Below are 23,836 nucleotides of genomic sequence, written 5' to 3'. Positions count from 1 at the left end.
AAGCCGGCCTTCTGACATGGCCGCCGGCCACTGCCCGCTACCTTCGTTTCGTGGATTCTCCAGCTCCTATTGCGGCCCCAGCGGCCGGCCGGAACCTGTTTCGGCAGTTGCTCGATGCCGTGCTCTTTAGCAGCGTGTGGCTGGCCGGGGCGGCCGCGGCCCAGACGGCTGCCTCGTTCCGGCGCTGGCCAGCGGCCGCGGGTGGCGTGAACGGCCGGGTAGTGGCCTTGGTGTTTGCCGCCACGCTGCTCGTGTACAACCTCGATGCGGTGCTGCCCTTCAAGCACCGGCAGCCCGCGGCGGGCTCGGGGCGCAAGGCCTGGCAGCAGCGGCACCGCCGGGCGCTGGCGGCGCTGGCCGGCGTGGCCGCCCTGGTGGCCGGCTACTTCTTTTTGGGCGATGGCTGGTGGCACTACCTGCCGGCCCTGCTGCCCCTCACGGTGCTGGCACTGGTGTATTCGTGGCCGCTAGTGCGCTGGCAGGGGCAGCGCCGGGCCCTGCGCGAAGTGCCCTTGCTGAAGGGTTTTCTCATTGCAGGCGTGTGGTCGGCCATCACGGTGGGGCTGCCCGCGCTGGCCCTGCACCGCCCGCTGGTCGAAGCGTTGGGCCTGCTAACCCAACGTTTTTGCCTGGTGCTGGCCCTCACCATCGTGTTCGACATCCGCGACCTGAGCCGCGACCGGGCGGCCAGTACCCGCACCTTTCCGGTGGTGCTGGGCGTGGCCGGAGCCCGGGCCGTAGCACTGGCATTCCTGGCCGCGGCCATGACGCTGGGCTACGAGCGCGGAGTGCCGCCGCTGGGCCTGGGCCTCACGGCACTGGCAGCAGCGGCCGTTATTCTGCTCGCCGAGGAGCGGCGCTCCGATTATTTCTTTGCCCTGCTGGCCGATGGTGTGTTGCTGGTGCCAGCCGTGCTATACCTCATCGGAAAGTAGAGCCGGAAAGCTGCCAATCGGTATTTTCGGGCTTTACTGCAAGTAGTTTTTGTATGGCCGTTGTCGACCCTTCTACTGTATTCCCGCTGGCCGGCTACGAGCGGCTGTGCTTCTTAAAAAACGTGGTTAACCACCCGCAAATTACGGTGGGCGACTACACGTACTACGACGACTTCGAGGACGTTGCCAACTTTCAGCGGCGGGTGCGCTACCTGTTCGATTTCACCGGCGACCATCTGTACATTGGCAAATTCTGCATGCTGGCCTCGGGTGTCGAGTTTGTCATGAACGGCGCCAACCACTTGGCCGAGGCTGTGAGTGCGTACCCGTTTGCTGTGTTCGGCGGCGACTGGGCCGGGGCAATGGCCGGCAAAGCTTACCCGAACAAAGGCGATACCCGCGTGGGAAATGACGTCTGGATTGGCTACCGGGCTACCATCATGCCGGGGATAACCATTGGCCACGGGGCTATCATCGGTGCCTGTGCCGTGGTCACGCGCGATGTGCCACCCTATTCCATCGTAGGCGGCAACCCGGCCCGCGTCATCCGCCCGCGCTTCGATGCTGACACCACGGCCCGCCTGTTGGCCCTGGCGTGGTGGGACTGGCCAATTGAAAAAATCACCCGCTTCGCCCCGCTGCTAACCGGTGATGTAACGGCGTTTCTGGATGCGGCGGAGTAACCGTAGCTGCTGTTCGTAGGGTGCGGGGCTTGCCCCCGCCCGTCGTTGAACGATTCGGGTGCGATGCAACGACGGGCGGGGGCAAGCCCCGCACCCTACCTCATACGCCCGTGTTCTAACTACACCTCCGCCAAGGCCGGGCCAATGTGCCGCACGATGTCGCCGGCCACCAAGCCGGCCTGCCCGGTTTGCGCAGCGGCTAAGTCACCGGCCCTGCCGTGGGCGTAGACTCCCAGCCGCGCCGCTTCGAAAGCCGGCAGCTGCGCGTGGGCACGCAGGGCCAGCAGCACGCCCGTGAGCACGTCGCCGCTGCCGCCGGTGGCCATGCCGGCGTTGCCGGTGCTGTTGAAGTGCAGCGCGCCATCGGGCGTGGCCAGGCAGGTGTAGGCTCCCTTCAGCACCACCAAGCAGCGGTGCTGGGTGGCGAATTCGCGCAGCAGCTCCAGGCGGTGGTAGTCGTCGCGGGCGGGCTCGGTGAGGCGCTCAAACTCTTTGGGGTGGGGGGTCAGGATGGCGTTTTCGGGCAGCTGCTTCAGCAGGGCGCGGTGGCTGCTGAGCAGGTTCAGTGCGTCGGCGTCGATGATGAGGGGTAGGAGGTGGCCGGTTTTTTTGAGGGGCTGGGCGGCCGCTTTTAGCAGCTGGCGCAGCACGGCGAGGCTGGCGGGGTCTTGGCTCAGGCCGGGCCCGATGCCCACGGCCTGGTAGGGTTGCAGCTCCGGCAATTCACTGATAAAGTCGGCCTGTTTATCCGTCAGGCACATAGCCTCGGGCTGGCTGATTTGGAAGATGTCGTACCCGCAGCCGGGGATGTGGGCTGTGAGCAGGCCGACCCCGCCGCGCAGGCAAGCCCCTGCCGTCAGCACCGCCGCCCCCATCTTGCCCCGGCTGCCGGCCAGCAGCAGCGCGTGCCCGAAGGTGCCCTTGTGGCTGAATTTCGGGCGCGGCGGCAGTTGGCCGGCCACCGCGGCGGCATCGGTGTAGTGCCAGGGCGTGGCGGTGGCCGCGATGAAGGCCTCACTCAGGCCAATATCCTTTACTTCCCATTCGCCTACAAACGCGGCATTCTGCGGCAGCAGAAAAGCCAGCTTGGGCAGCCCGAAGCTGACGGTGTGCTGCGCCTGCACCACGGCACTATTGGCGGGTTGGGGCGCATCGGCAAACAAGCCGCTGGGCAGGTCGATGGCAATAACCCGGGCCCGCGCCTGGTTGAGGTGCTGCACTACTTTGGCGGCCAGGCCAGTAAGCGGCCGGCTCAGACCGGTGCCAAATAGCGCATCGATTACCAAAGAGTCAACTGCGATTTTTGGTAGGCGGCCGGGCTCGATTCCGGCTACGGCCACCGAGTTGGGAAGCAGCCGGCGGTTGTGCTGCCAGTCGGCCGATTGCTTGTCGGCGGGCAGCAGGGCCACGCGCAGGCGGTAGCCGGCGCGCTGCAGCAGCCGGGCCGCCGAGAGGCCGTCGCCGCCGTTGTTGCCCGGGCCGCAGAGCAGCAGGATTTCGCCGGCTTCGGTGGGCGTGAAGCGGCCGGTAAACCACTGCACGAAGGCCGTGGCGGCGCGTTCCATTAGCTCCGTCGAAAGCAGGCCCTGCTCCTGCATGGTGGCCTGGTCGAGCTGGCGGGTTTGGGCGGCAGTCAGGATTTTCATGGGAAGGAGTGCAGGCTTCAACTGTCGTATAAAGAATGGTAACCTACTTTTGGGCATGCAGGAAAACACTCGCGTCTTCATCGTGCCGGGCCTTGGCAGCTCGGGCCCCGACCATTGGCAAACGTATTTCGAGCATACGCAGCCGGATTTTACGCGCATCGAGCAGCGAACGTGGGACGTGCCCGACCGCACCGAATGGGTCGAACGGCTCGAAGATGCCCTCGACGGCGAAGAGCTAAGCGAGGTGGTGCTGGTGGCCCACAGCCTGGGCTGCGCCACCATTGCGCATTGGGCCGGCCGCTACGGGCACCGCATCAAGGGCGCGCTGCTAGTGGCACCCAGCGATGTGGAAACCGCGCACTATGCGGCCTTCCCTACCACCGGCTTTGCCCCGATGCCACTGGCCCGACTGCCCTTCCCCAGCAAAGTCGTGTTCAGCCAGAACGATGACTGGGTGACGCCCACCCGCGCCCGGCAGTTTGCCGAGGCCTGGGGCAGCGAGCTGGTCGACATCGGCGACGCCGGCCACATCAACGCCGCCAGTGGCTACGGCCCCTGGCCGGCCGGACTGGCGCTGCTGCAGGCCATGCTGTAAGGAAAGCGCAACAGGAGCGTCTGCCTGGAGCGGCCGAAAACCTCCCGGTGCTGGCCGCGTTTATCATATTCCTCCCGCTTTCTCTCAATCATCTCCGCTGATATGCAAACCTGGAACGATGTTATTCGCCTTGCCAACAACCCCACCCCTTCGCCCCGCCGCGTCGATAAAACGCCCGCCGAGTGGCGCCAGCAACTCACTGCCGAGCAGTTCCACGTCACCCGCGAGCACGGCACCGAGCGCGCCTTCACCGGCGAATACTGCGAGGCCCACGAGGGCGGGCTCTACGCCTGCGTATGCTGCGGCACGCCGCTCTACGACTCGCGCACCAAGTTCGAGTCGGGCACCGGCTGGCCCAGCTTCACCGCCCCCGTCGACGAAAGCGCCATCCGCTACCATAAGGACACCAGCTACGGCATGACCCGCGTGGAAGTGCTCTGCAACGTGTGCGATGCCCACCAGGGCCACGTTTTTCCCGACGGCCCCGCGCCCAGCGGCCTGCGGCTGTGCATCAACTCGGCCAGCATCAAGCTGGTGCAGGGAGAGGGCGAAAAACAGCCGGCCGCGCATTAGGCCAGCCAGCACACAGCGCGTAGTTTTGAACCTGATTGGCTCCTTGTGGCCAATCAGGTTTTTTTATTCCTTTCCATGTTGAAACGTTTACTGCTCCTTGCCGGCGCGGCGCTGCTGGCTACCCACGGCTCGGCCCAAACCCTTGCCCCCATCGAAGTGCGCCTGCCCGGCGAGGTGTCGGGCCTCAGCAAGCCAAATGCAGCGCTGGCCGGGCGGCCCGCTGCCACCGTCTCACAGCTCCAGGAAGTGCTGATTCAGAACTGGAACGGCAGCGCCTGGGTCGACCTGCAGCGGCAGACCTACCTGCGCTACGCCACGCCCACACTGCCGGGCACCATTCGGATTGACCGCAAAAACGGCACGGCCTGGGCCATCAATGCGGTGCACCGCTACCGCTATACCTCGGCCGGCGAAATCCTCAGCGACTCCATCGACCAGTACCAGCAGGCTCCCTTCGGCGCGTATTTCGCCGCCATCAATACCTTCAACACGCCCAGCCAGGTGCGCTGGGAGTGGTACAAAACGCGCAACGCATTCGACGCCACGGCCCCCTGGGATTCCATAAAGCGCAACTCGCACAGCTACAACGCCGCCGGCCAGCGCACGCAGGTGCTCGAAGAGTTTTACACCAGCGGCTACTTCTCGGCCATTGCGCGCCGGCTGTGGACGTACAATGTGCTGGGGCAGACAACCGTGTATGAAACCCAGAGCGACAGCGGCCCCACCAGCTGGGACCCGCTGCAGCGCTTCAGCTACACCTACAATGCGGCCGGCAAGCTGCAGCAGTCCATCACCGAGGGCGTGCTGCTGGGCAGCAACACCTACGGCAACTCGGCCCGCAACACCATGAGCTTCGACGCGCAGGGCCGCGAAGCCGTGCTGAACACCGAAACCTGGGACAGCAACAACGCCTGGGCCCTCGCCTCGCAAACCCTCTACGCCTACGCCGCCAACGGCGACCCCAGCACGGCGACTCTGCAAGCTTGGAACCCCAACACCAGCACCTACCAGAACTACCAACGTGCCATATACACCTTCGCCCAGGTAACGGCCAATCAGCGCGCCCAGAACGCGGCTATTGGCCTGGCCGTAGCCCCCAACCCCGGCACTGGGGCCACGGCCACCCTCTACTACCAGCTGCCCACGGCCGCCGCGGTTACGGTAGAAGTGTGCGACCTGCTGGGCCGCCGCGTGGCCACCGCCCTGGCCGCCGAAACCCAGGCCGCCGGCGAGCACCGCGTGGCGCTGGCCGGCGTGGCGCTGGCTCCAGGCCTGTACCTGGTGCGCCTGCGGGCCGGCCAGCAGCAGTGGCAAACCAAGTGGGATAACCGCTAGTTTCTCCCGGCCACGCTACCTGCCCGCGTAGCTTTGCGCCCCGGCCGAAGACACCTTCGGCCGGGGCTTTGCGTTTATAGCCTACACCCGCCTCAATCCCACCCGCCATGTCTTTGCTATTTAATGATTTCGCCTCCTGGGGGGCACACTGCGCCGAAACCGGCGAACCCCTCTACCAACCCGTGCTCGCCTACGAAATCGAGCAAAAGGGCCGCACCGAAGACGAAATCTGGACCGGTCTGCAGCGCGCCTACGACGTAATGCGCGACGCCGTGCACGAGGGCCTGACCGGCGACATGACCTCGCGCTCGGGCATGATAAACAACGGGGCTAAGAAGATAGCCGCCTCGCCCGTTACCGTCCTCTCGCCCGAGTTTAAGCAGCTCATCACCCGGGCGCTGGGCGCCAAAGAAGTGAACTCCTGCATGGGCCGGGTGGTGGCCGCGCCCACTGCCGGAGCCTCGGGCATCCTGCCCGGTGTCCTGGTCACCATCCAGGATTTGCACAAGCTCTCAGACCGCCAGATTCTGGAGGGCCTGCTCGTCGCGGCCGGCATTGCCCTCATCATCGAGCAGAATGCCTCGCTGGCCGGGGCCGTGGGCGGCTGCCAGGCCGAAACCGGCTCGGCCGCGGCCATGGGCAGCGGGGCCATCGTGTACTGCCTGGGTGGTCCGGTCGAGCAGGTGTTTGCCGCCGTGGCCGTTACCATCCAGTGCATGCTGGGGCTGGTGTGCGACCCCGTAGCCGGCCTGGTGGAAGTGCCCTGCGTGGTGCGCAACGCCTCGGCCGCGGCCATCGCCTTCTCCTCGGCCCAGATTGCCATCGCTGGCATCGACCCTGTTATTCCCGTCGACCAGTGCGTGGCGGCCCTCGGTGAGGTGGGCCAGGCCATGGAAACCCGCTACAAGGAAACCGCCCTCGGCGGCCTGGCCGCCACCAAGCGCGGCAAGGAAATCGAGAAGATGGTGCTGGTGCAGGACGTGAACATCCTGCCCGACGACCCCGCCGAACTGTAATTGTTGGTAGCGAGTCACTAAAGCGGGTTCAAAAACAAGCACGTCATGCAGAGCGCAGCGAAGCATCTCGCGTGTAACAGTAAATCAATCGAGTCACGATGCGAGCGAGATGCTTCGCTGCGCTCTGCATGACGGTTCCTTTTGCTTGAGTACTTAAAGCGAGTACGACCCTACCCCTGCATCGTTCAGCCATCGCTCGACTCCGAAACAGTAAACACAAAAAAGCCCCGCCGGCAATGCCAGCGGGGCTTTTTGTTTCGGGTCGGTGCGGTTACTCGCGCACCAGGCGGCGGGTTTCCACGCCGTCGGCGTTGCTCAGGCGCAGCAGGTACACGCCCGTGGCCGCACCCGTCAGGTCGAGGGTGTGAGTGGCGGTACCGGCGTTAGCCGGCAACAGCTGCTGCGATACCACGCGGCCCAGGGCGTCGAGCACCGTGAGCTGGGTGGCGCTGCGGTAGCCGGTCAGCTCCAGCGTTACCTGGCCCGAGGGAGTCGGGTTGGGGTAGAGGCGGAGGCTGGCGCCGGCCAGGCCGGTTTTGGCTGCCGTCACCACCAGCGGAGTCGAGGGCAGCGACACGCAGCCGTTGGCGTTGGTCGTCGTCACGGTGTAGGAGCCCAGCGAGGTAGACGTGCCGTTCACCACGTACGTCTGGCCGGTAGCACCGGTGATGACCGCGCCGTTAAAGTAGAACTGGTTGCCCGTAGCCGCGCTCGAAGTGAGCGTGGTCGTGGCCCCGTTGTAAGCCGCGCTGATGGTTGGCGTGGCCGGCCGCGGGTTCACCGTGAAGGTGGTAATAGCCGTGGCTGCAGCGCAGCCCCCGCTGGCAGCTACCGTGTTGGTCACCGTGTAGGTGCCGGCCGTGCTGCTGCTGAGGGTAATGGCGCCAGTGGTTGCGTTAATCGTCAGGCCCGCCGTCGAGCTGAATGTGCCGGCGGAAGCACCCGTGGCCAGCGTGGGCGTTACCGTGCCGGCGCTGCCTACGCAGCCCGTTGCCGTAGCGTAGCTGAACGTAGCCGTGGGCGCCGCCGTGATGGTTACCTGCGTGTTAGCCGTGGCTGCCGCGCAGCCGCTGTTGGCGGCAATGGTGTTGGTCACGGTGTAAGTACCGGGCGTAGAAGAAGCCAACGTAATGGCACCGGTGCTGGCGTTAATGGTCAGGCCGGTAGTCGAGCTGAACACTCCGCCGCTGGCCCCCGTGCCGAAGCTGGGGGTGGGGTTGGTGGTGCCGCTCACGCAGAAGGTCGGACTGGTGCCGTAGCTGAACGTGGCCAGCGGAGCCGTGGTGATGGTCACCGATTGGATGCTGCTGCTGCCGCAGGGCCCGGCTACGGTGTACGTCACGTTGTAGGTGCCGGGCGTAGTGCTGCTGAGCGTAATGGCACCAGTGGTCGCATCAATCGTTAGGCCCGAAGTCGAGCTGAACGTGCCGCCGGCGGTGCCCGTCACGGTCGCCGTGGGGTTGGTGCCCGTCACGCAGAACGTGCCGCCGCCGTAGCTGAACGTTGCCGTAGTAGCGGGCGTGATGGTAACCGTAGTGGTCGCCGAAACGGCGGCACAGGCCCCCGAAGCTGCCACGGTATTGGTCACGGTGTAAGTGCCGGCCGTGCTGCTGCTCAGCGTTATCACGCCGGTAGCTGGGTCAATGGCCAGGCCTGCCGTCGAGCTGAACGTACCGGCCGTGGCCCCGCTGCCCAGCGTGGGCGTTACGGTGCTGGCCGAACCTGCGCAGTACGTGGTTGCGGCCGGGTAGCTGAACGTAGCCACCGGAGCCGGGCTGATGCTCAGCGTGAACGTAGCCGTAGCCGCCGGGCAGGGCGTCGAGCCCGCCGAAGTCAGCGTGATGGTTACCGAACCAGCAGATACATCAGCCGCCGAAGGCGTGTAGGTAGCCGTCAGGGTGCCGGCATTGGGGCTGAAAGTGCCCGTGCCGCTGCTCGTGTAGGTGCCGCTGGTGGCCGAGCCACCCACGGTGCTGGTCAACTGGTAGGCCGAGGTGCCGCAGCTGCTGCCCGTGGCCGTTGCGAAGGTGGCCGTAGCCGGCTGCGTCACATTCACCTGAATGGCGGTGCGGGTAGCGCCAGCGCATTCGGTGCTCACGTTCAGGTTATAGAAGAAGTAGTAGGTGCCGCTGGCATTGCCAGATAAGATACCACCTGTAATGCTTACTGCCCCGCTAGCCGAATTGTACGGGTAGCTGGACGTGAAGTCGCGGTAGAGCGTGGGCGGCGTGGGCGTAGCCGCCGTTACCAGGCGGTAGGAACCAGCGCCGGGGACTGCCAGGTTCAGCGGCAGCACGGTCGGGATGAGAGCCGTGGTGCTACCAGCCGCTACCGCAAACGGACCGGCCGTAGCGATGACCGCCCCGGTGCTGCTGCGCAGCTCCACGCTCACCGAGCCGGCCGTAGCCGTGGCGTTGTACACCGTAGTCGACTGAATGGTCAGCGCGCTGGTCGTGGTGAAGGCCAGGCCGGTGTTGCTGCCCTGGTAGCCACCATCGGTCTGGAGCGAAGTAGCCTTGCCCACCGTTTCGCTGCTGCCCGAGTAGGCTTCGGCGTAGTACGTGGCCGAGGCCGTAAGCACCGACGTGGTGTAGCTGCCGGGCGTGGTCGTGGCGAGGGCGGTGCCGCCGGTAGCCACGTCGAAGAAGCGGATGCTGCTGCCGGTGCTAGCCGTGGCTGTGAGCGTGGCCGTGCTGCCCGAGCAGATGGCAACCGGCGTGTTGGTCGAAGCCACCAGCGGGTTGTTCACCGTGATGGTGCTCACGTTGGACGTCGCCACGGCGGTGCCGCAGCGCACCTGGGCGCGGTAGTAGGTGGTGCTGGTGAGCACCGGCGTGGTGTAGGTGGCACTGGTGGCACCGCTCACGTCGGTAAACGTCACGTTATCGGGGCTGCTCTGGTACTGGATGGTGCCGTTGGCAGTACCCGTCAGGGTAATGCTGGCGGTGCCGCTCACGCAGATGCTGCTGGCGGCCGGGGCCAGCGTGCCGGCTACCGGGGCCGCCACCGTGCGGGTTACGGCAGCCAGGGCGTCGTTGCTGGTGGTCTGGTCGCCGGTTACCGTGGCCGTGATGGCGAACGAGTAGGTGCCTACGGCCGTCATGTCGAGGGTAGGAGCCAGGGTCACAGTCTGGCTGGCGCCAGCGGCAAGGGTGCCCGAAGTTACGGTGCCCGTCAGGGTTTGCGAGCCACTGGGCGTGGTTACCACGGCGGTTACGGTAGCCGGGTTGGCCGCGAAGTCCAGCGTCTGCGAACCCAGGTTGGTTACGCTCACGCTCACGGTTTCGGCGGCCGAGTAGCAGCCCTGCGTGGCGGTGGGAGTTACCAGGGCCAGCGGACCCAGGTCGATGGGCAACGGGCTGCGTACGTTAATGTTATCGAAGTGGAAGTCGTAGTCGGGGATGTCATCCACGGTGCCTTCCGAAGCGAAGAAGCCCAGAATAATCTGCTGGCCGGCGTAGGCGCTCAGGTCGATGCTGTAGTTTCTCAGCGTGCCGTTCGGGGGCTGGTTGCTGGCGTTGAACTGGGCGAAAGCCGGGATGCGGGCAAAGGTCTGGCCGCAGTCGGTCGAGATGCGCACTTCCACAAAGTCGTCGGTGCCAGTCATGCCGGCCGGGTCGGCCGCGGTGCTGTTGTAGTCCGACAGCCCCGCATCAAAAGTGAGGACCGTAGAGCTGGTAGCCAGAAACTTCGGCGAGACAATCCACTCGTTTTTGCCGGTCGTGTACAGGTTCACTTTGGCCGTGGTATTGCCTGCCGGGAACGTGCCATTGGTCCAGGCCGAGGTGGTGCCGGCCGGTAAAGTCGCCCCGGTAGCCTCGCTCCAGCCCGGGAATACCGTGCTCAGGTTCGAGCCCGTGTAGCCGGTGAAGGTGACAAGCTGGGGCTGGGCCGCGACGCCCACCACCGTGCGGGTGGCGGTCAGGTTGTCGTTGCCGGCAGTACCGTCGCCGGTGGTGCTCGTTGTTACGGCGAAGCTGTAGGTGCCGGGGGCGGTCAGGTTCAGCGTGCCGGGCAGGGTCACGGTCTGGGCCGTGTTGGCGGCCAGTGTACCCGTGCTCAGCGTCGTCGTGAAGGTCTGGGTCGTATTGTCCGGCAGGGTCACCGTCACGGTCACTGTGCTGGGGTTCTGGCTGAAGTCGAGGGCGGTGGTGGAGTTGTTGGTGATGCGCACGGCCACGGTTTCGCTGGCCCCGTAGCAGCCAGCGGCCAGCGGGTTCAGCAGGGCAGTGGCGGCAATGTCGATTACGGCCGGGGTAAACTCGTCGGCTCCAATGTCGGGGGTAGTGGCTGAGCGGGTTTCGCCGTCGAAGTCATCCGTCACGCCGGTTATGGCCACGCCGGCGTTGTTGAGGGCGCTGGCCGTTACGTGCAGGTTGGTGGTCGAAACAAACTGCGGGTTCACGTTTTTCGAGGTCGCCGGGTTGTCCTGGCCGGTTTCGGTGTTCAGCGCGGCGAGCGTGGTGCGCAGCACTCCGGTGGTGCTGAGGCTGCCGGTCTGGCCCACGGCGAAGGTGGCGCCCGTGCCCACGAAGAAGTCGTTGTGGTCCGACGTCAAACCCACGTAGGCGCCCGTGGTGCTGCTGTAGGCAAAGCCCAGGGCAATGCTGTTGGCGCCGGTGCTCTGGGTATTAACCAGAATGTTGTTGCGGATTTCCACGGTGGGCGCGCTGCCGCCGATGGCCAGCGCGAAGCTGGGGTAGTTGCCCCCGGTTTGGGTGCCGGTCATGCTCACCGAGTTGTAGACGATGCGCGTGGTCGAGCCCGCGCCGCCGCCGATGTAGATGCCCGCGCCAAAGTCGCCCCCGGTGCCGTTCGACGACACGCCCGCCACCATGTTGTTGCTGATGGTGGACGTGCCCGATGTAGCGGCCGCCAGCGCGATGCCCACGGCCGAGAAGGTACCCGTCTGCTTCACCTGGCCCACGTAGTTGCGGCTGATGGTGGCATTGATAACCTCGCTGCCCGTGAAGGTGCTGGCGCTGATGCCCGTGAAACCGGCGCTGATGCCCCAGACATCGCCGGAACCGGCGAAGTTGATGCCATCAATCGTGTTCTGCGTAATCTGAATGCCGTTTTCGAAAAGCGCCGTGATGCCGAAGCGCCCAATGGCTAATGCGCCGGTTGCATTCAGGTCGTTCTGGCTGATGACGGTGCCCGTGTTTTTGAGCGCGGCACTCGGCCCCGAGGTGTAGATGCCGTAGATGCTGCCCGAAATGGCGTTGTTCAGCACCTGATTGTTGTTGTTGGCTGCCGTGGCCGCCGTCGTCGACAGCATGATGATGCCCGCCTGTGCCGTGGCCGAACCGCTGCCGGTAATCACCAGGTTTTTGAAGGTGTTGTTGGTGGCGTTGTCGGTGCCCGAGGTAAACACCGTCAGCACAATGCCATTGCTGCCGGTAGCCGTGCTGGTGTTGTTGATGGTCCAGTTGCGGCTGGCGCGCAGGTCGGTGGCCGAAATGGTGCCGCCGTTGCTGCCGTCCAGGGTCACGTAATCGCTGCCAATGAGCTGGAACAGGGTTGAAGCATTGCTGCCCGTGAGCATGGTACTCAGGCCCGTGTTGGGCTTAATGGTCAGGGTGTTGGTCGCCGATGCATCAACGTTGTTCAGAACCTGAATCGGGAAGGTTTCGCTGGGGCCGTAGCTGGCATCCAGCAGCACGAAGGTTACGGCCCCGGTCAGTTGGTTCTGGTTGTAGGCGCTCACGGCCGCCGTGATGGTGGCGTAGGTGCGGGCCGGGTTCGGCGAGGTGCTGGTGCCCACGTAGTACGTTCCGCTCAGCTGGGTCTGAATCAGGAACTGATACACCTGGCTCGGCGGCGTGGTGAAGGTGCCGCCCACCGGGTTGCTGCTCACGTTGTTGTTGGCGCTGGCGTCCTGCGCCACCACGTAGTATTGCACGAAGTCGCCGGGGGCAACCCCGCCCACCAGGGCATAGTCAAACGTGAAAGTGTAGCTGTTGCCGCTCACGCTGGTAGCCACCACACTCTGGAAGGCCCCGCTGGTGCCTTTGCGGAAGAACAGCCGCGGCGCGTTGGTGCCCGTGGCAATGCCGCTGGGGTCGGCAATGGTTACTGTAATGGTGCGGTTGGTGGTGCTGGGGGTGTTGCCCAGGGCTGCTACCGTGATGGTGGGCCCGGACAGGTCCTGGGGCGTAAACGTGCCTTCGTCGGCCCCAATGTCGGGGGTAGTGGCATTGCGCGCATCGCCGTCGAAATCGGTGGTAATGCTGCTAATGGGCGTGCCGCCACTCTCTACCTGCGTGGGTGTGGTGGGGCTGATGTGCAGAAAGGTCGCCGTCGAACCCGTCGTGCTCAGGAAGGGCACGTCTTCGGTTACCGAGTTGCTTTCGCGGTTCGCCACCAAGGCTTTGTAAGCAATAAGCGTCTGTTGAGGGTTGGTCGCCGTGGTGGTGCCCTCCACGTAAATCAGGTTCGTCGCCGAAGGCGTGCCCGCGTAGTAGAGGTTGTTGTTGGTGGTCGTGGCTAGGTTGGCCGGTGCCGTGCCGGCGACGCCGCTCACCCGGCGCAGGGCCACGGTGTAGCCACCAGCGCCGGCCGCGGTGCTTTTGTTCACCACAATGTTGTTGCGGGCGTCGAGCGTGGTTGTGGTCGAGTTGAGGTAAATGCCCGACGTACCGAACGTAGCGCCGGAGCTAGCCGCGTTCAGGTAGAGGGAGTTGTAATAGGCGTTGACGGCGGTGCCGCCGCTCACGTTCAGGCCCGTTACAGCCAGCAGGCCGGTGGCGGCTGGCGTGCGCAGGTCGCCGATGAGGTTGTTGGCCACGGTGTAGGTACCGCCGGCCGAAATCAGCAGGCCGGTTGCGCTGGCTGCCGCGCCGGTTGCGCTCAAGTCATATATTTTGTTGCGGTTGACAACGCTGCCCGTAGCGCCGCCGGAGGGCACCGAAAGGCCCGTTACCGTGCCGCTGCCCGAAGCAATCGACAAGCCGCCAATCGTGTTCTGGTTCAGCGTCTGTACCGAGTTGCTGCTGCTGGAAGCCACAATGCCGCGCAGCACGTGCGTGGTCGCCGTGCTGGTGCCGCTGATGCTCAGGCCGGTTATCACGTTGTTCGACACGTTCTCAACGGTGGTCGAGCCAGCCGTGCTGTTGATGCCCGTAAGGGTAGCCGCCGAAGTGGAAGTGCCCGCCGTTACAATGGTGTTGTTGGTGATGGTGTTGCCGGTAATGGTGGTGGTAGCCGAGCCCAGCGTGATGCCCAGCAGCGTGACGCTGGCCGTGGTGCCAGTGGGCGTCTTGCTGTTGCCTGTAATCGTGTTGTTGCTGATGCTGACCGGCGAAGCGGCCGCAACCAGACTCGAAGCAATCAGCGTCATGGTGCCGGTGCCAGCCGTGGTGTTATTGGTTACCGTGTTGCCATTCAGATTGATGGCCGAACCCGCTGACGACGTGATGCCCGTGAACGAACCCGTGGTAGCCGCCGGCGCCGTCGAGTTTTGCACCGTGTTGCCGGTGATGTTTACCGTGGTGGCCCCGCCCGAGTTCGTAATGCCCGTGATGGTGGCGGTGGTGGCCGTGGCGTAGGTGAGCGTCACGCTATTCCCCGTGATGTTCACCGTGTTCGAAGCAGGCGTGCTGCCAATACCGTTGTCGATGCCGGTCATCAGCGAGGTGGTGGCCCCGCTGGCCAGCGTAATTGTGTTACCCGTGATGTCGATGCTGGCCGAAGGGCAGGCGTTGCCGTAAATGCCGCGCAGCGTGTTGGTAACGGTGCTGGCCGCTACCGCCGACGTGGTGCCGCCGGCGTAGTTCAGCGTGTTGTTCACTACGTTGTTCACCACCTTAAATGCACTCTGGTAGTTGCCGCCGATGCCCCAGCCCGTAGCCGTAGTGCCGAAGTTGTACACCATGTTAGGCGCCACTACCCCAACCTCGTTGCTCACGTCGTAGTTGGCAATGGTCGTCGCCGTCGAGGCCGTGAAGTACATCCCGGTCGCGGAGTTGGTGATGATGTTGCCGTCCACCTTATTGTTGGAGTTGGCGCCGGAAGGCGCGGTAGCGGCAACCGACGTAGACAGCACTGCCGTCGAAGCTGCGCCGTAGATGCCAAAGGTGCCGGTGTTGGTCTTGTTCAGCGTCACCACGCAGTTGCGGATGACGTTGAACTGACAGCCATCAGTAGGCGAGGGGCGGAACAGGACAAAGCCAAATTCCATTTGCGTCGCGGCCGTGGTGTTGGCAGTGCTCTCGGTCAGTTCCAGGCCGTCGAAGGTCACATAGTCGGACCCCGCCAGGCTGATGATGGCATCGAGGGCCGCCGTGCCCACGCCGGCCGTAATAACCGGCCGGGCGCCCGCCCCTGCTTTTTGGAAAACAATCGGGTTGCCTGCCGTGCCCGTTGCCGTAATGGCGCCCGCCGTGGGGCTAGCGAAGGTTTCGGTGTAGCCCGTCGCAATGTTGAAGGTGACGCCCCCCGCCCCCACGCCCTGGGCGTTGAGGGCCGAGATGGCGGCCGCCACCGTGGCATAATCGCCCGGAATGGCCTTGGGCCCGCTGAGTTGGGCCTGGGCCACGGGAACTGCCAGCAACGCCAGCACGACCACCGCCAGCCACCGGCCTAGCCGACTGCTTAGAAAAACTGTGTGCATAGAGGTTTGGAAATAGGTGGAGGGAAAAGGGTGAAAAGTTCGGGAAAACGGGAAACGAGAAAAGCCGTCCGGCCCCCTTGCCAAAGCAGGCAGGGGCTGGGCAGCGGCCTAAGTTACTGCATTTTGCCACCCGTAAAGCAACAGCGCGTAATGCCCAGATAATAATATTTTTGGCCACTGGCCAAAACCCCACAGACGCCGCCATGCGGGCAATTATCGCCCGTTTGTTTATGGTAGAATATTGCCGGCGCTGGCGTTACCTGCCCGGCTGTCCGGCTGATATGCTGCCCGTTTGCTGGCGTTATGGCTCTGGCTACTGCCGAGGCTAGACCGCGGCGTCGTAGCCCGGAGCCATCAGCAAGCGGCTCAGGAATTGCTGGGCTACCGCGTAGCGGCTGCGCAGCTCGCGGTACTGCTGCCAGGCGGCGTCGCCGTCTGCACATATTTTCACGCCTTTGTCGGCCAGCACCTGGCAGGCCTCGTCGAAGTCGTGGCGGCCGGGGTCGGGTATTTCGCTTTCGGGCGTCAGGCTGGTGGGTTCCACACCCGCTTTGGTGTTGAAGAAGCGGTACACCCGGTTCAGGGCCAGGCATCCGGCCTTGAAGGTAATCTGGGCCTGGCGGGGTTGGGGCCCATCCACGGCCGCAAAAAGCAAGGCGGCCGTGTCCAGAATCAGTCCACCGGCCGTTACCCAGGAGCGGCCCGGCTGCGGCGAGCGAAAGAACGAGAGGATGGGCAGTGAGGTGTGGCTTTCCTCAATCTCCACAAACCATTGCTCCCAGGCGGCCCATTGGTGGTCGTCGTTCTGCACCGAGCCGTCGTGGTTGAGCCAGTTCAGCAGGCAGGCGGGCGTAGGGGGCGTGCCGGCCCGCAGCTCCAGGGATGCCACCGTCGCTTCGCGCCGCGAAAAGGCCTGGTAGATGGTGGGCAGGTACGACAGCAGCAGCGTGAGCAGCAACAGCCCCAGGGCTGCTTCGGAGTAGGTGAGGACTCGCACCAGCAGGTGGTGAGCGTCGGCATTGCCCAGGGTGGTGAGTGAGCTGCTGCTCAACTCGTAGCACTGCTGCCAACTGCCTTCGCCCAAGGCCCAGTACACGCAGGTGTAGCCCGCCCCGACCAGCGCTTCCCATACCACCGGCAGCGCGACCAGCGCAATGGGGGCGTAGTGCGCCATAATCTTGTCGCGCCGCTCGTAGGAGTTAGCCGACTTCGCCGCAAAATCAAAAAACACCCGGATACCCGAAAACACCCACACATTCAGCCGCACCACTTCGTTGCGGGGCAGCACAAACGAGCGAATGGCTGCCGATAGCGTGGTGATAACCAGTATAATGCCGCCCAGGCCGGCAATCACACGCAGAGCGACAAATAAATAGTCGGGCATAATCCAGCAAAAACCCTCATACGGGCAACGCAGTGGAAAAGCCGAAGAGCTAAGGTTTAGCTGCCCTAACGTTGGGCAGCCCGCTCCTTCCACAACTCCCGGAACGAAGGCCCGCCGATGTGCAGACTGGCCCGGCGCTTGCTCCAGCCCACCTGGCCCAGCAGGCGGCCCAGGCTCCAGTCCTTTAGCTTCACGGGCAGCAAATCGAGGGCCCAGCGGTGCTGCATGCTCCACTTCCACAGGCCAATGGCTACGTTTTCCTCGGTCGGCGCGTAGCCTTCCTCCACGCTCTGCTTGCGGTTGAGGAGCAGCAGGTTGTGCAGCGGAATGCGTACCGGGCACACCGTGGTGCAGGCGCCGCACAGGCTGCTGGCGTAGCTCAGGTGCTTGTGCTCGGGCAGGCCACTCAGGTGCGGACTGATGACCGAGCCAATGGGGCCGGAATACGTGGTTTCGTAGGTGTGGCCGCCGATGTTCTTGTACACCGGGCACACATTCAGGCAGGCCCCGCAACGGATGCAGCGCAGGGCGGCGCGCTTGTCGGGCTGGGCCAGCAGGTTGGTGCGGCCGTTGTCGAGCAGAATCACCACCATTTCTTCGGGGCCGTCCACTTCATCGGGCTGGCGCGGGCCGAAGTACACCGTGTTATATACCGTCACTTGCTGCCCCGTGCCGCTGGTGCTGAGCAGGGGCCAGAACAAGTCCAACTCTGTCAGTTGCGGAATAACTTTCTCGATGCCAACCACCGCAATATGCAGCTTGGGGAAGGTGGCCGAGAGGCGGGCGTTGCCCTCGTTCTCGGTCACAGCCACAGCGCCTTCTTTGGCAATGAGAAAGTTGCCACCCGTCACGCCCACTTCGGCTTCGGTGTACTTATTGCGCAGCAGGTGGCGGGCCGTGAGCACGAGCTTCTGGGCGTCGTCGGTGCTTTCGGTGCCCAAGTGCTTCACGAAAATGTCGTTGATGTCGGCCTTGCTCAGGTGCATGGCGGGCGTCACAATGTGGTAGGGGCGCTCCCCATTCAGCTGCACGATGTACTCGCCCAGGTCCGTCTCCACCGACTCGATGCCCTGCGTGGCGAGGTACTTATTGAGGTGGATTTCCTCGGTGGTCATGCTCTTGGCCTTCACCACGGTTTTGGTGTTGCGGGCCTTGGTCAGCTTGCCGATTTCAGCCAGCGCCTCGGCCGCGTCGCGGGCCCAAACCACGCGCCCGCCCCGCGCCGTAAAAGCCGCTTCGAATTGCAGCAGGTACTCGTCCAGCTTTTCTAGCACGGTGGCTTTCAGGTAGGCGCCGCGGTCGCGGGCCAGCTCGTGCTCGTCATAAAGCTTCATCCCAGCGCTCACGGCCGCGTCGTACTTGCCGATGTTGAAGCGGATTTTGCGGCGGTGTTCGCGGTCGAAGGCTTTAGCTTCCGAGTCGATTTGGAATTGTTCAGCCTTCATGCGCGCAAAGTTTCGCTAAGTTTTAAAATTAAGTTTCGCAAAGGCGGTACTGGCTCTAGCGAAGGTTGTTGGCTAGGCGGATGATATTGCCTTTGAGGGATTCCACGTTGAAGTTGAACATGAGGCCCAGGCGTAGGTCGGCTAAACGTAGGCAATTCAGTAGTTGCTTCGAATGAATGGGGATAAGCTGTTCGCAGGATTTCAATTCCAAAACCACCTTATTTTCAACCAATACATCCAGCCGAAACCCCAAGGCCAGCTTGATGCCATCGTAGACAACCGGGATGGGCACCTGCGTTTCTACTTCGAGCCCTGCCTTGCGCAACTCGTGCGTCAGGGCCGCTTCGTACACCGATTCAAAAAAGCCCGGGTCCGAGTTCGGTATGTACCCGAAAAGCCGCATCCAGCACCACCTTCGAAATCTCGTTTTCACTCATGAGCTAAACTTAGTGAAACTTAATTTTTAAACTTCGCGAGCCTTTGCGCTCAGGGCTTATTGGAGTCAACTACGATGCGCTGCTCGCGGTTGGCCAGCGCCCAGGCCGTGTGGAACACGAGTTGAGCGCGTTCCGCCAATTTATCGAATTCAATCTTCTCCACGTCGTCGGTGGCGCGGTGGTAATCCGCGTGCTCGCCGGTCGTATAAAAAATCACCGGGATTTTGCGCCGCGCAAAGTTGTAGTGGTCCGAGCGATAGTAGATGTGCTCCGGCTCGCCCGGCACGTTGAAATGGTAGTCCAGCTCGAGGTGCGTGTAGTCGCGGTTGGCCGCTTCGTTGATGGAGTGCAACTCCGACGACAGCTTATCTGAACCCACAATGCACACGAAATGCTTCTTGGCGCTGTGCTTACGGTCGGTGCGGCCCACCATGTCAATGTTCAGGTCGGCAATGGTGCTGGCCAGCGGCAGTACCGGGTGTGCCGTGTAGTATTCCGAGCCAAACAGGCCCTCTTCTTCCGCTGTCATCAGCACAAACAAGATGCTGCGGCGCGGGCCGTGCCCGTCCTTTTTAGCCTGCGCAAACGCCTTGGCCAGCGCCAGCACGCCCACTGTGCCCGAGCCGTCGTCGTCGGCCCCGTTGTAAATCGTGTCATGCTTCACGCCCAGGTGGTCGTAGTGGGCCGAAACCACCAGCACCTCGTCTTTCTTATCCGAGCCTTCCAGAAAGCCCAGCACGTTTTCGGTGGTGAGAGGCTGTTGAGTTTGCGGCAAAAATATAGCTGCTGTAGGTGCCTGAAACCCCGCTGGTACCGGCCGACCAGCCCGGCTCAGGGCGCGCACGTAGTCAATCAACCCGTTCATAGTTGTGCCAGCCAGCGCCAGCCCCATATCCTGCGACGTGTAATACACCCCGATGCCCGGCGGAATATTCTCAGCCACCGTGTCGACGATTTCCGGACCCGGGTCGGGCAGCGAAAAAGCCGGCTCGCGCAGCGACTCGCCGAGTTGGGCAGTCTGCTTCCGGAAAGCATCGGCCGGGGCAAACGTCATCAGGAATATGCTGCGGGCGCCGTGGGCCTTGGCCAGCGCCGCTTTTCGCAGGCCCGAGTCCCAGTAGTCGGCCTTGCGCCCCAGCGGCTTCAGTAGCTTGCGGCCGCGCTCGTCCTGCGGTTCTCCCATGATGACCACCACATCCCGGCCCTTCACATCGAGGCCTACGTAGTCCGAATACGCGCCCTGCTCCACTCCAAACCCGGCAAAAACGGGCTGCGAAGCCGTTTCAGTCAGAAAGGGCGACGGCATCGGCCCGTAGCTAAACCAGTCGCTGAGGTAGTCGTAGCGTTGGCCTCCCACTTTCAGGTAACCGCCCGGAGCATAGATGCTACGCGCCAGCTGGAAGTGCTGCAGATACGGGTTGTCGCTGCCCGTTACAGGCCCTTGCAATCCAATTTCAGCAAACTGCTTCACCAAATATTTCGCTGCCAGCTTTTGGCCCGGCTGGCCTGCTTCGCGCCCCTGAAACGCATCCGAAGCCACTACGGTGAGGTGCGCGCGCAGGCCAGCAGGCTCGATGAGGGCAGCGTAGGTTTGCGATAGGTCCGGAGTGGTGGGGGTAGCGGCCGCACCCTTTGTTTTGGTCTTTATTTTGACTTTGGTAGGCGCATTCTGGGCAGTGGCAGGTAGAGTGCCGGCAAGCAATAGGGTTGCCAGCGCAAAAGGTTTCAGCATGGAGGAGGCAGTGAGCAATGAAAACGTCTGTCATCCTGAACGTAGCGAAGGACCTTCTCACCGCTGAACGATTAGCAGTAATTGACGACTGCATACTGCTCAAACGTGATAAGGTCCTTCGCTACGCTCAGGATGACAGACGGGCTAAATGACGATTAAAACTACGGCTTGTTCGAATCAACGGCGATGCGCCCTTCGCGGTTGGCCAGCTCCCAGGCGGTGTGGAACACCAAGCGGGCTCGCTTCTCCATCTTGCCAAACTCGATTTTGCTGATTTCGTCGTTCTCCTTGTGGTATTCGGCGTGCACGCCGTTAAAGAAAAACGCCACCGGTACCTTGTTCACCGCGAAGTTGTAGTGGTCGGAGCGGTAGTAGAAGCGGTTCGGGTCGTTGGGGTCGTCGAAGCGGTAGTCCATATCGATAGGGCCGTACTGCTTATTCGCCGCCTCCAGAACCACGCGCAGCTCCGACGACAGCTTGTCGGAACCGATGACGTACACGTAGTCGGGCTTGCCTTCGTGCTCCGCGTCGGTGCGGCCAATCATGTCCACGTTCAGGTCGGCCTCCGTCTGGGCCAGTGGGAAAGTTGGGTGCTTCGAGTAGTATTCCGAGCCGAACAGACCCTTTTCCTCACCCGTCACGCTCAGGAACAGTAAGCTGCGGCGCGGTCCTTGGCCTTCCTTCTTCGCCTTGGCAAACGCCTCGGCCATCGTGATAATGGCCGATGTGCCCGAACCGTCGTCATCGGCCCCGTTGAACACTTGGCCGTCGTGTTTGCCCAGGTGGTCGTGGTGAGCTGAAATCACAATCACATCCGCTTTCTTATCCGTGCCTTCGATGAAGCCCAGCACGTTCTGCGTGTCCAGCTTCTCGCGCTTGCGCTCGGCCTTAATCTGCATCGGTACCACCGTGAAAGTGGAAGCCACTGGCTGCTTGGTGCTATTGATTTTGCCCAGATAGGCCTGAATTGCTGCGTCCGTCGTGCCCAGCACGGCCAGGCCCACGGCCGGCGACACGAAGAAGGCCGGTACGCGGCTCGGCCGGTCGTTGCCCACCATCACCATCGACGGCCGCGCCAGAAACGGAGCCAAGCGCGCCGACTGCTTGGCGAAGTTACTGGTTGGGTTGAAGCTCACGTAAAACACCGAACGGGCCCCTTTCTGGCCAGCCAGCGTGGCCTTCGCGCCGCGGCCGGTGTCGGTGCCCCATTTGGTGGGCGCGCCGTCGGCGCTGAGCAGGGCCTTGCCGCCATCGCCAGTGGGCTCGCCCAGCAGGATGAGCACGTCCTTGCCTTTCACGTCCACCTTGGCGTAGTCGGAGTAGCCGTCCTGCTCAATGCCATAGCCCACAAAAACCGGCTTCACGCTGGTTTCCTGGCCGAAGGGCGAGTCGCCGGTGCCATAAAAATCCGTCAGCCAGTCGTAGCTGGTGCTGCCTACTTTCAAGGTGTTGCCCTCGGCCCAAGTCACCTGCTCCACGTCGAAGTGCTGCTGGTAAGGGTCGGTGCCGGTGGTGACCGGGCCCGTCAGGCCGGCGGTTTTGAACTGCTTGGCCACGTAGTCGGCGGCCATGTGCTGGCCCTTCTGGCCGGTTTCACGCCCTTCGTACTCATCCGAGGCCAGCACGGCCAAGTGGGTGCGCATCCGCTCGGCGGTTACCATGTCGGCGTATTTCACGCTCCAGTCTTTGCCCGCAGTCTTGCCGGTGGGAGTTTTGATTTTAGTGGCAGCCGCGCCGGTAGCGGGCTTGGTTTTTACTTTCAACTTGCCCTGGGCCTGAGCCGGAGCAGCGCTGGCCAGCGCAAGAAAGGCCAGTAGGAGAGGAGTATGCTTCATTGATAATGTGAGGTGGGAAATTCGGAACGATGTAGAGACGCGACCTTTCGCGTCTCGGCGTTGAACGATGATAGCATAGCGTTACTGGAATGGCCAAGATGGTGCGGACGCAAGACGCGATGGGTCGCGTCTCTACATCCTATGCCGCACTATCAGGCTTTCTGAATCAGCACACTGGCGTAGGCGGCCACGCCTTCCTGCCGGCCCACAAAACCCAGTTTTTCGGTCGTGGTTGCTTTGATGGAGATATCCTCCTCGGCCACGCCCATCACGGCCGCCAGCACGCGCTGCATTTCCGGAATGTGGGGGTTGATTTTGGGCCGCTCCAGGCAAATGGTCGAGTCGATGTTGCTCACCTCGTAGCCGCGTTCGCGCAGCAGGCGCATCACGCCGGAGAGCAGCTTTTTTGAGTCGATGCCCTTGTACTGCGGGTCGGTATCGGGGAAGTGGAAACCAATGTCGCGCAGGTTGGCCGCGCCCAGCAGCGCATCGCAGATGACGTGGATGAGCACGTCGGCATCGGAGTGGCCCAGGGCACCGTGCGTATGGGGCACTTCAATGCCGCCGAGCCAGAAGGGCAGCCCTTCCTGAAGTTGGTGAACGTCGTAGCCGAAGCCGGTCCGGATTTTCATAGGAGCAAATGCAAGCGGGCCACCACGGCCCGGCGCAAAAGTACCCGCGCCCGGCTCTTCCGCCGTGCGCCTGGCTATGCACATGTTCACAAATAAATAATACGGTTCATGAATATTATTAGGCTAATTATATTAGCTTTGATGTGCCAACAAAATTAGTTAGTCATGCAAGCAGTTGAATACTCTTTTTCGGATTAGGCTAAAGTAAACCGGGGGTGGGTGCGTCTTGCCACGCGCAAAAGGGCCCTGCACTGGTTGCAGACCGTAAAAATGCGTTGGAAACTTTGAGCACGATTAAAGTTTCCGTTGTATCTTTGCGGCGTTACTTATGGAAATCAAAGACCGCATCCTCAACCACGCTCAGTCGCTTTTTATGCGCAACGGCATCAAAAGCGTGAGCATGGACGACATCGCCGCCGACCTGGCGATGTCGAAAAAAACCCTCTACAAGTGGTTCGAAAACAAGGACCAGATTGTGCAGGCGACCATGACCCGCCACCTCGAAGGCACCCAACTCGACTGCAACGCGATGATTGATACGGCCACCTCGGCCATCGACGAGCTGTTTCGGATGCTGGAATGGGTAAAGCAGGAATTCAGCAACGTGCACCCCAGCATCTTCTACGACCTCCAGAAATTTCATCCCACCACCTGGCAGCTCTGGATGGTGCACAAAAACCAGTTCATCCTTTCGCAAATCGTCCAGAACCTGCAGCGGGGCATTGCCGAGGGGCTGTTTCGGGCCGACCTGGACATTGATGTGATTGCCCGCCTGCGCCTGGCTCAGATTGAAATGCAGTTCGACCCTCAGGTATACCCGCATCGGGCTTTTGCCAACGAGCGGGTGTCGGTAGCGCTGCTCGAACACTTCATGCTCGGCGTGGCTACGCTCAAGGGCCACAAGCTCATCAACGAGTACCGCCACGTCACCGACGAAGAATAACCCGCTTTTCCCCGCTTACCCGTTTCTTTTTGCT

Annotated in this window: 15 protein-coding genes; 7 read left to right on the top strand and 8 right to left on the bottom strand. The window is 62.9% G+C overall.

Features of this window, described 5'->3' with window-relative positions:
• Positions 1 to 50 precede the first annotated feature (50 nt).
• Both ABD837_RS11370 and ABD837_RS11365 read left to right on the top strand, forming a co-directional pair.
• Positions 51 to 935 carry a UbiA prenyltransferase family protein gene (locus ABD837_RS11370; RefSeq protein ID WP_345054298.1) on the top strand — a complete coding sequence of 295 codons (885 nt, stop codon included), beginning with the start codon at positions 51 to 53 and terminating at the stop codon, positions 933 to 935.
• 53 nt (positions 936 to 988) lie between these two features.
• Positions 989 to 1,618 carry a CatB-related O-acetyltransferase gene (locus tag ABD837_RS11365; protein ID WP_345054295.1) on the top strand — a complete coding sequence of 210 codons (630 nt, stop codon included), beginning with the start codon at positions 989 to 991 and terminating at the stop codon, positions 1,616 to 1,618.
• Positions 1,619 to 1,737: 119 nt separating this feature from the next.
• Here ABD837_RS11365 and ABD837_RS11360 read toward each other — a convergent pair whose 3' ends face one another.
• The gene (locus tag ABD837_RS11360; RefSeq protein WP_345054292.1) at positions 1,738 to 3,264 is read right to left on the bottom strand and encodes an NAD(P)H-hydrate dehydratase; all 1,527 of its coding nucleotides are present in this window, start codon (positions 3,262 to 3,264) and stop codon (positions 1,738 to 1,740) included.
• A 55-nt stretch (positions 3,265 to 3,319) separates the two neighbouring features.
• Here ABD837_RS11360 and ABD837_RS11355 point away from each other — a divergent pair, with 55 nt between their 5' ends.
• From ABD837_RS11355 to sdaAA, 4 genes are all read left to right on the top strand, one after another.
• A complete protein-coding gene (locus tag ABD837_RS11355; protein ID WP_345054289.1) occupies positions 3,320 to 3,859 on the top strand; it encodes an RBBP9/YdeN family alpha/beta hydrolase in 540 nt (179 codons plus the stop codon).
• 102 nt (positions 3,860 to 3,961) lie between these two features.
• On the top strand, positions 3,962 to 4,432 hold the full coding sequence (gene msrB, locus ABD837_RS11350; protein WP_345054286.1) for a peptide-methionine (R)-S-oxide reductase MsrB: 471 nt from the start codon (positions 3,962 to 3,964) through the stop codon (positions 4,430 to 4,432).
• Positions 4,433 to 4,507: 75 nt separating this feature from the next.
• A complete protein-coding gene (locus tag ABD837_RS11345) occupies positions 4,508 to 5,767 on the top strand; it encodes a T9SS type A sorting domain-containing protein (protein WP_345054283.1) in 1,260 nt (419 codons plus the stop codon).
• Between the two features lie 107 nt (positions 5,768 to 5,874).
• Complete coding sequence (gene sdaAA / locus ABD837_RS11340; protein WP_345054279.1) at positions 5,875 to 6,783, top strand: L-serine ammonia-lyase, iron-sulfur-dependent, subunit alpha; 909 nt, start codon at positions 5,875 to 5,877, stop codon at positions 6,781 to 6,783.
• A gap of 271 nt (positions 6,784 to 7,054) precedes the next feature.
• On the opposite strand, the gene ABD837_RS11335 is transcribed toward sdaAA, so the two are convergent.
• From ABD837_RS11335 to ispF, 7 genes are all read right to left on the bottom strand, one after another.
• The gene (locus ABD837_RS11335; protein ID WP_345054276.1) at positions 7,055 to 15,394 is read right to left on the bottom strand and encodes a beta strand repeat-containing protein; all 8,340 of its coding nucleotides are present in this window, start codon (positions 15,392 to 15,394) and stop codon (positions 7,055 to 7,057) included.
• A gap of 325 nt (positions 15,395 to 15,719) precedes the next feature.
• On the bottom strand, positions 15,720 to 16,778 hold the full coding sequence (locus ABD837_RS11330; protein ID WP_345054274.1) for a hypothetical protein: 1,059 nt from the start codon (positions 16,776 to 16,778) through the stop codon (positions 15,720 to 15,722).
• Between the two features lie 65 nt (positions 16,779 to 16,843).
• Positions 16,844 to 18,223: a LutB/LldF family L-lactate oxidation iron-sulfur protein gene (locus ABD837_RS11325; RefSeq protein ID WP_345054271.1), complete on the bottom strand. Its 1,380-nt coding sequence runs from the start codon at positions 18,221 to 18,223 to the stop codon at positions 16,844 to 16,846.
• 55 nt (positions 18,224 to 18,278) lie between these two features.
• Complete coding sequence (locus ABD837_RS11320) at positions 18,279 to 18,575, bottom strand: GxxExxY protein (protein WP_345054268.1); 297 nt, start codon at positions 18,573 to 18,575, stop codon at positions 18,279 to 18,281.
• 134 nt (positions 18,576 to 18,709) lie between these two features.
• Positions 18,710 to 20,392, bottom strand: coding sequence for a M28 family peptidase (locus ABD837_RS11315; RefSeq protein WP_345054265.1), 1,683 nt, complete (start codon positions 20,390 to 20,392; stop codon positions 18,710 to 18,712).
• Between the two features lie 161 nt (positions 20,393 to 20,553).
• A complete protein-coding gene (locus ABD837_RS11310) occupies positions 20,554 to 22,227 on the bottom strand; it encodes a M28 family peptidase (protein ID WP_345054262.1) in 1,674 nt (557 codons plus the stop codon).
• 152 nt (positions 22,228 to 22,379) lie between these two features.
• Positions 22,380 to 22,859 (bottom strand): 2-C-methyl-D-erythritol 2,4-cyclodiphosphate synthase, encoded by a 480-nt coding sequence (gene ispF / locus ABD837_RS11305; RefSeq protein ID WP_345054259.1) that lies wholly within the window; start codon positions 22,857 to 22,859, stop codon positions 22,380 to 22,382.
• Between the two features lie 328 nt (positions 22,860 to 23,187).
• Between ispF and ABD837_RS11300 the strand changes: the two genes are divergently transcribed.
• Positions 23,188 to 23,802, top strand: coding sequence for a TetR/AcrR family transcriptional regulator (locus ABD837_RS11300; protein ID WP_345054256.1), 615 nt, complete (start codon positions 23,188 to 23,190; stop codon positions 23,800 to 23,802).
• The last annotated feature ends 34 nt before the right edge of the window (positions 23,803 to 23,836 follow it).

This window comes from Hymenobacter glaciei (assembly GCF_039539585.1).
In the GTDB taxonomy this organism is placed as follows: domain Bacteria; phylum Bacteroidota; class Bacteroidia; order Cytophagales; family Hymenobacteraceae; genus Hymenobacter; species Hymenobacter glaciei.
This window is presented reverse-complemented; position numbering and strand designations above follow the sequence as displayed.

Bases quoted from the DNA above. Each gene is read 5' to 3' on its own strand.
- ABD837_RS11365 (WP_345054295.1), top strand. From the start codon at position 989: ATGGCCGTTGTCGACCCTTCTACTGTATTCCCGCTGGCCGGCTACGAG.
- ABD837_RS11360 (WP_345054292.1), bottom strand. From the start codon at position 3,264: ATGAAAATCCTGACTGCCGCCCAAACCCGCCAGCTCGACCAGGCCACC.
- ABD837_RS11355 (WP_345054289.1), top strand. From the start codon at position 3,320: ATGCAGGAAAACACTCGCGTCTTCATCGTGCCGGGCCTTGGCAGCTCG.
- msrB (WP_345054286.1), top strand. From the start codon at position 3,962: ATGCAAACCTGGAACGATGTTATTCGCCTTGCCAACAACCCCACCCCT.
- ABD837_RS11345 (WP_345054283.1), top strand. From the start codon at position 4,508: ATGTTGAAACGTTTACTGCTCCTTGCCGGCGCGGCGCTGCTGGCTACC.
- sdaAA (WP_345054279.1), top strand. From the start codon at position 5,875: ATGTCTTTGCTATTTAATGATTTCGCCTCCTGGGGGGCACACTGCGCC.
- ABD837_RS11335 (WP_345054276.1), bottom strand. From the start codon at position 15,394: ATGCACACAGTTTTTCTAAGCAGTCGGCTAGGCCGGTGGCTGGCGGTG.
- ABD837_RS11330 (WP_345054274.1), bottom strand. From the start codon at position 16,778: ATGCCCGACTATTTATTTGTCGCTCTGCGTGTGATTGCCGGCCTGGGC.
- ABD837_RS11325 (WP_345054271.1), bottom strand. From the start codon at position 18,223: ATGAAGGCTGAACAATTCCAAATCGACTCGGAAGCTAAAGCCTTCGAC.
- ABD837_RS11315 (WP_345054265.1), bottom strand. From the start codon at position 20,392: ATGCTGAAACCTTTTGCGCTGGCAACCCTATTGCTTGCCGGCACTCTA.
- ABD837_RS11310 (WP_345054262.1), bottom strand. From the start codon at position 22,227: ATGAAGCATACTCCTCTCCTACTGGCCTTTCTTGCGCTGGCCAGCGCT.
- ispF (WP_345054259.1), bottom strand. From the start codon at position 22,859: ATGAAAATCCGGACCGGCTTCGGCTACGACGTTCACCAACTTCAGGAA.
- ABD837_RS11300 (WP_345054256.1), top strand. From the start codon at position 23,188: ATGGAAATCAAAGACCGCATCCTCAACCACGCTCAGTCGCTTTTTATG.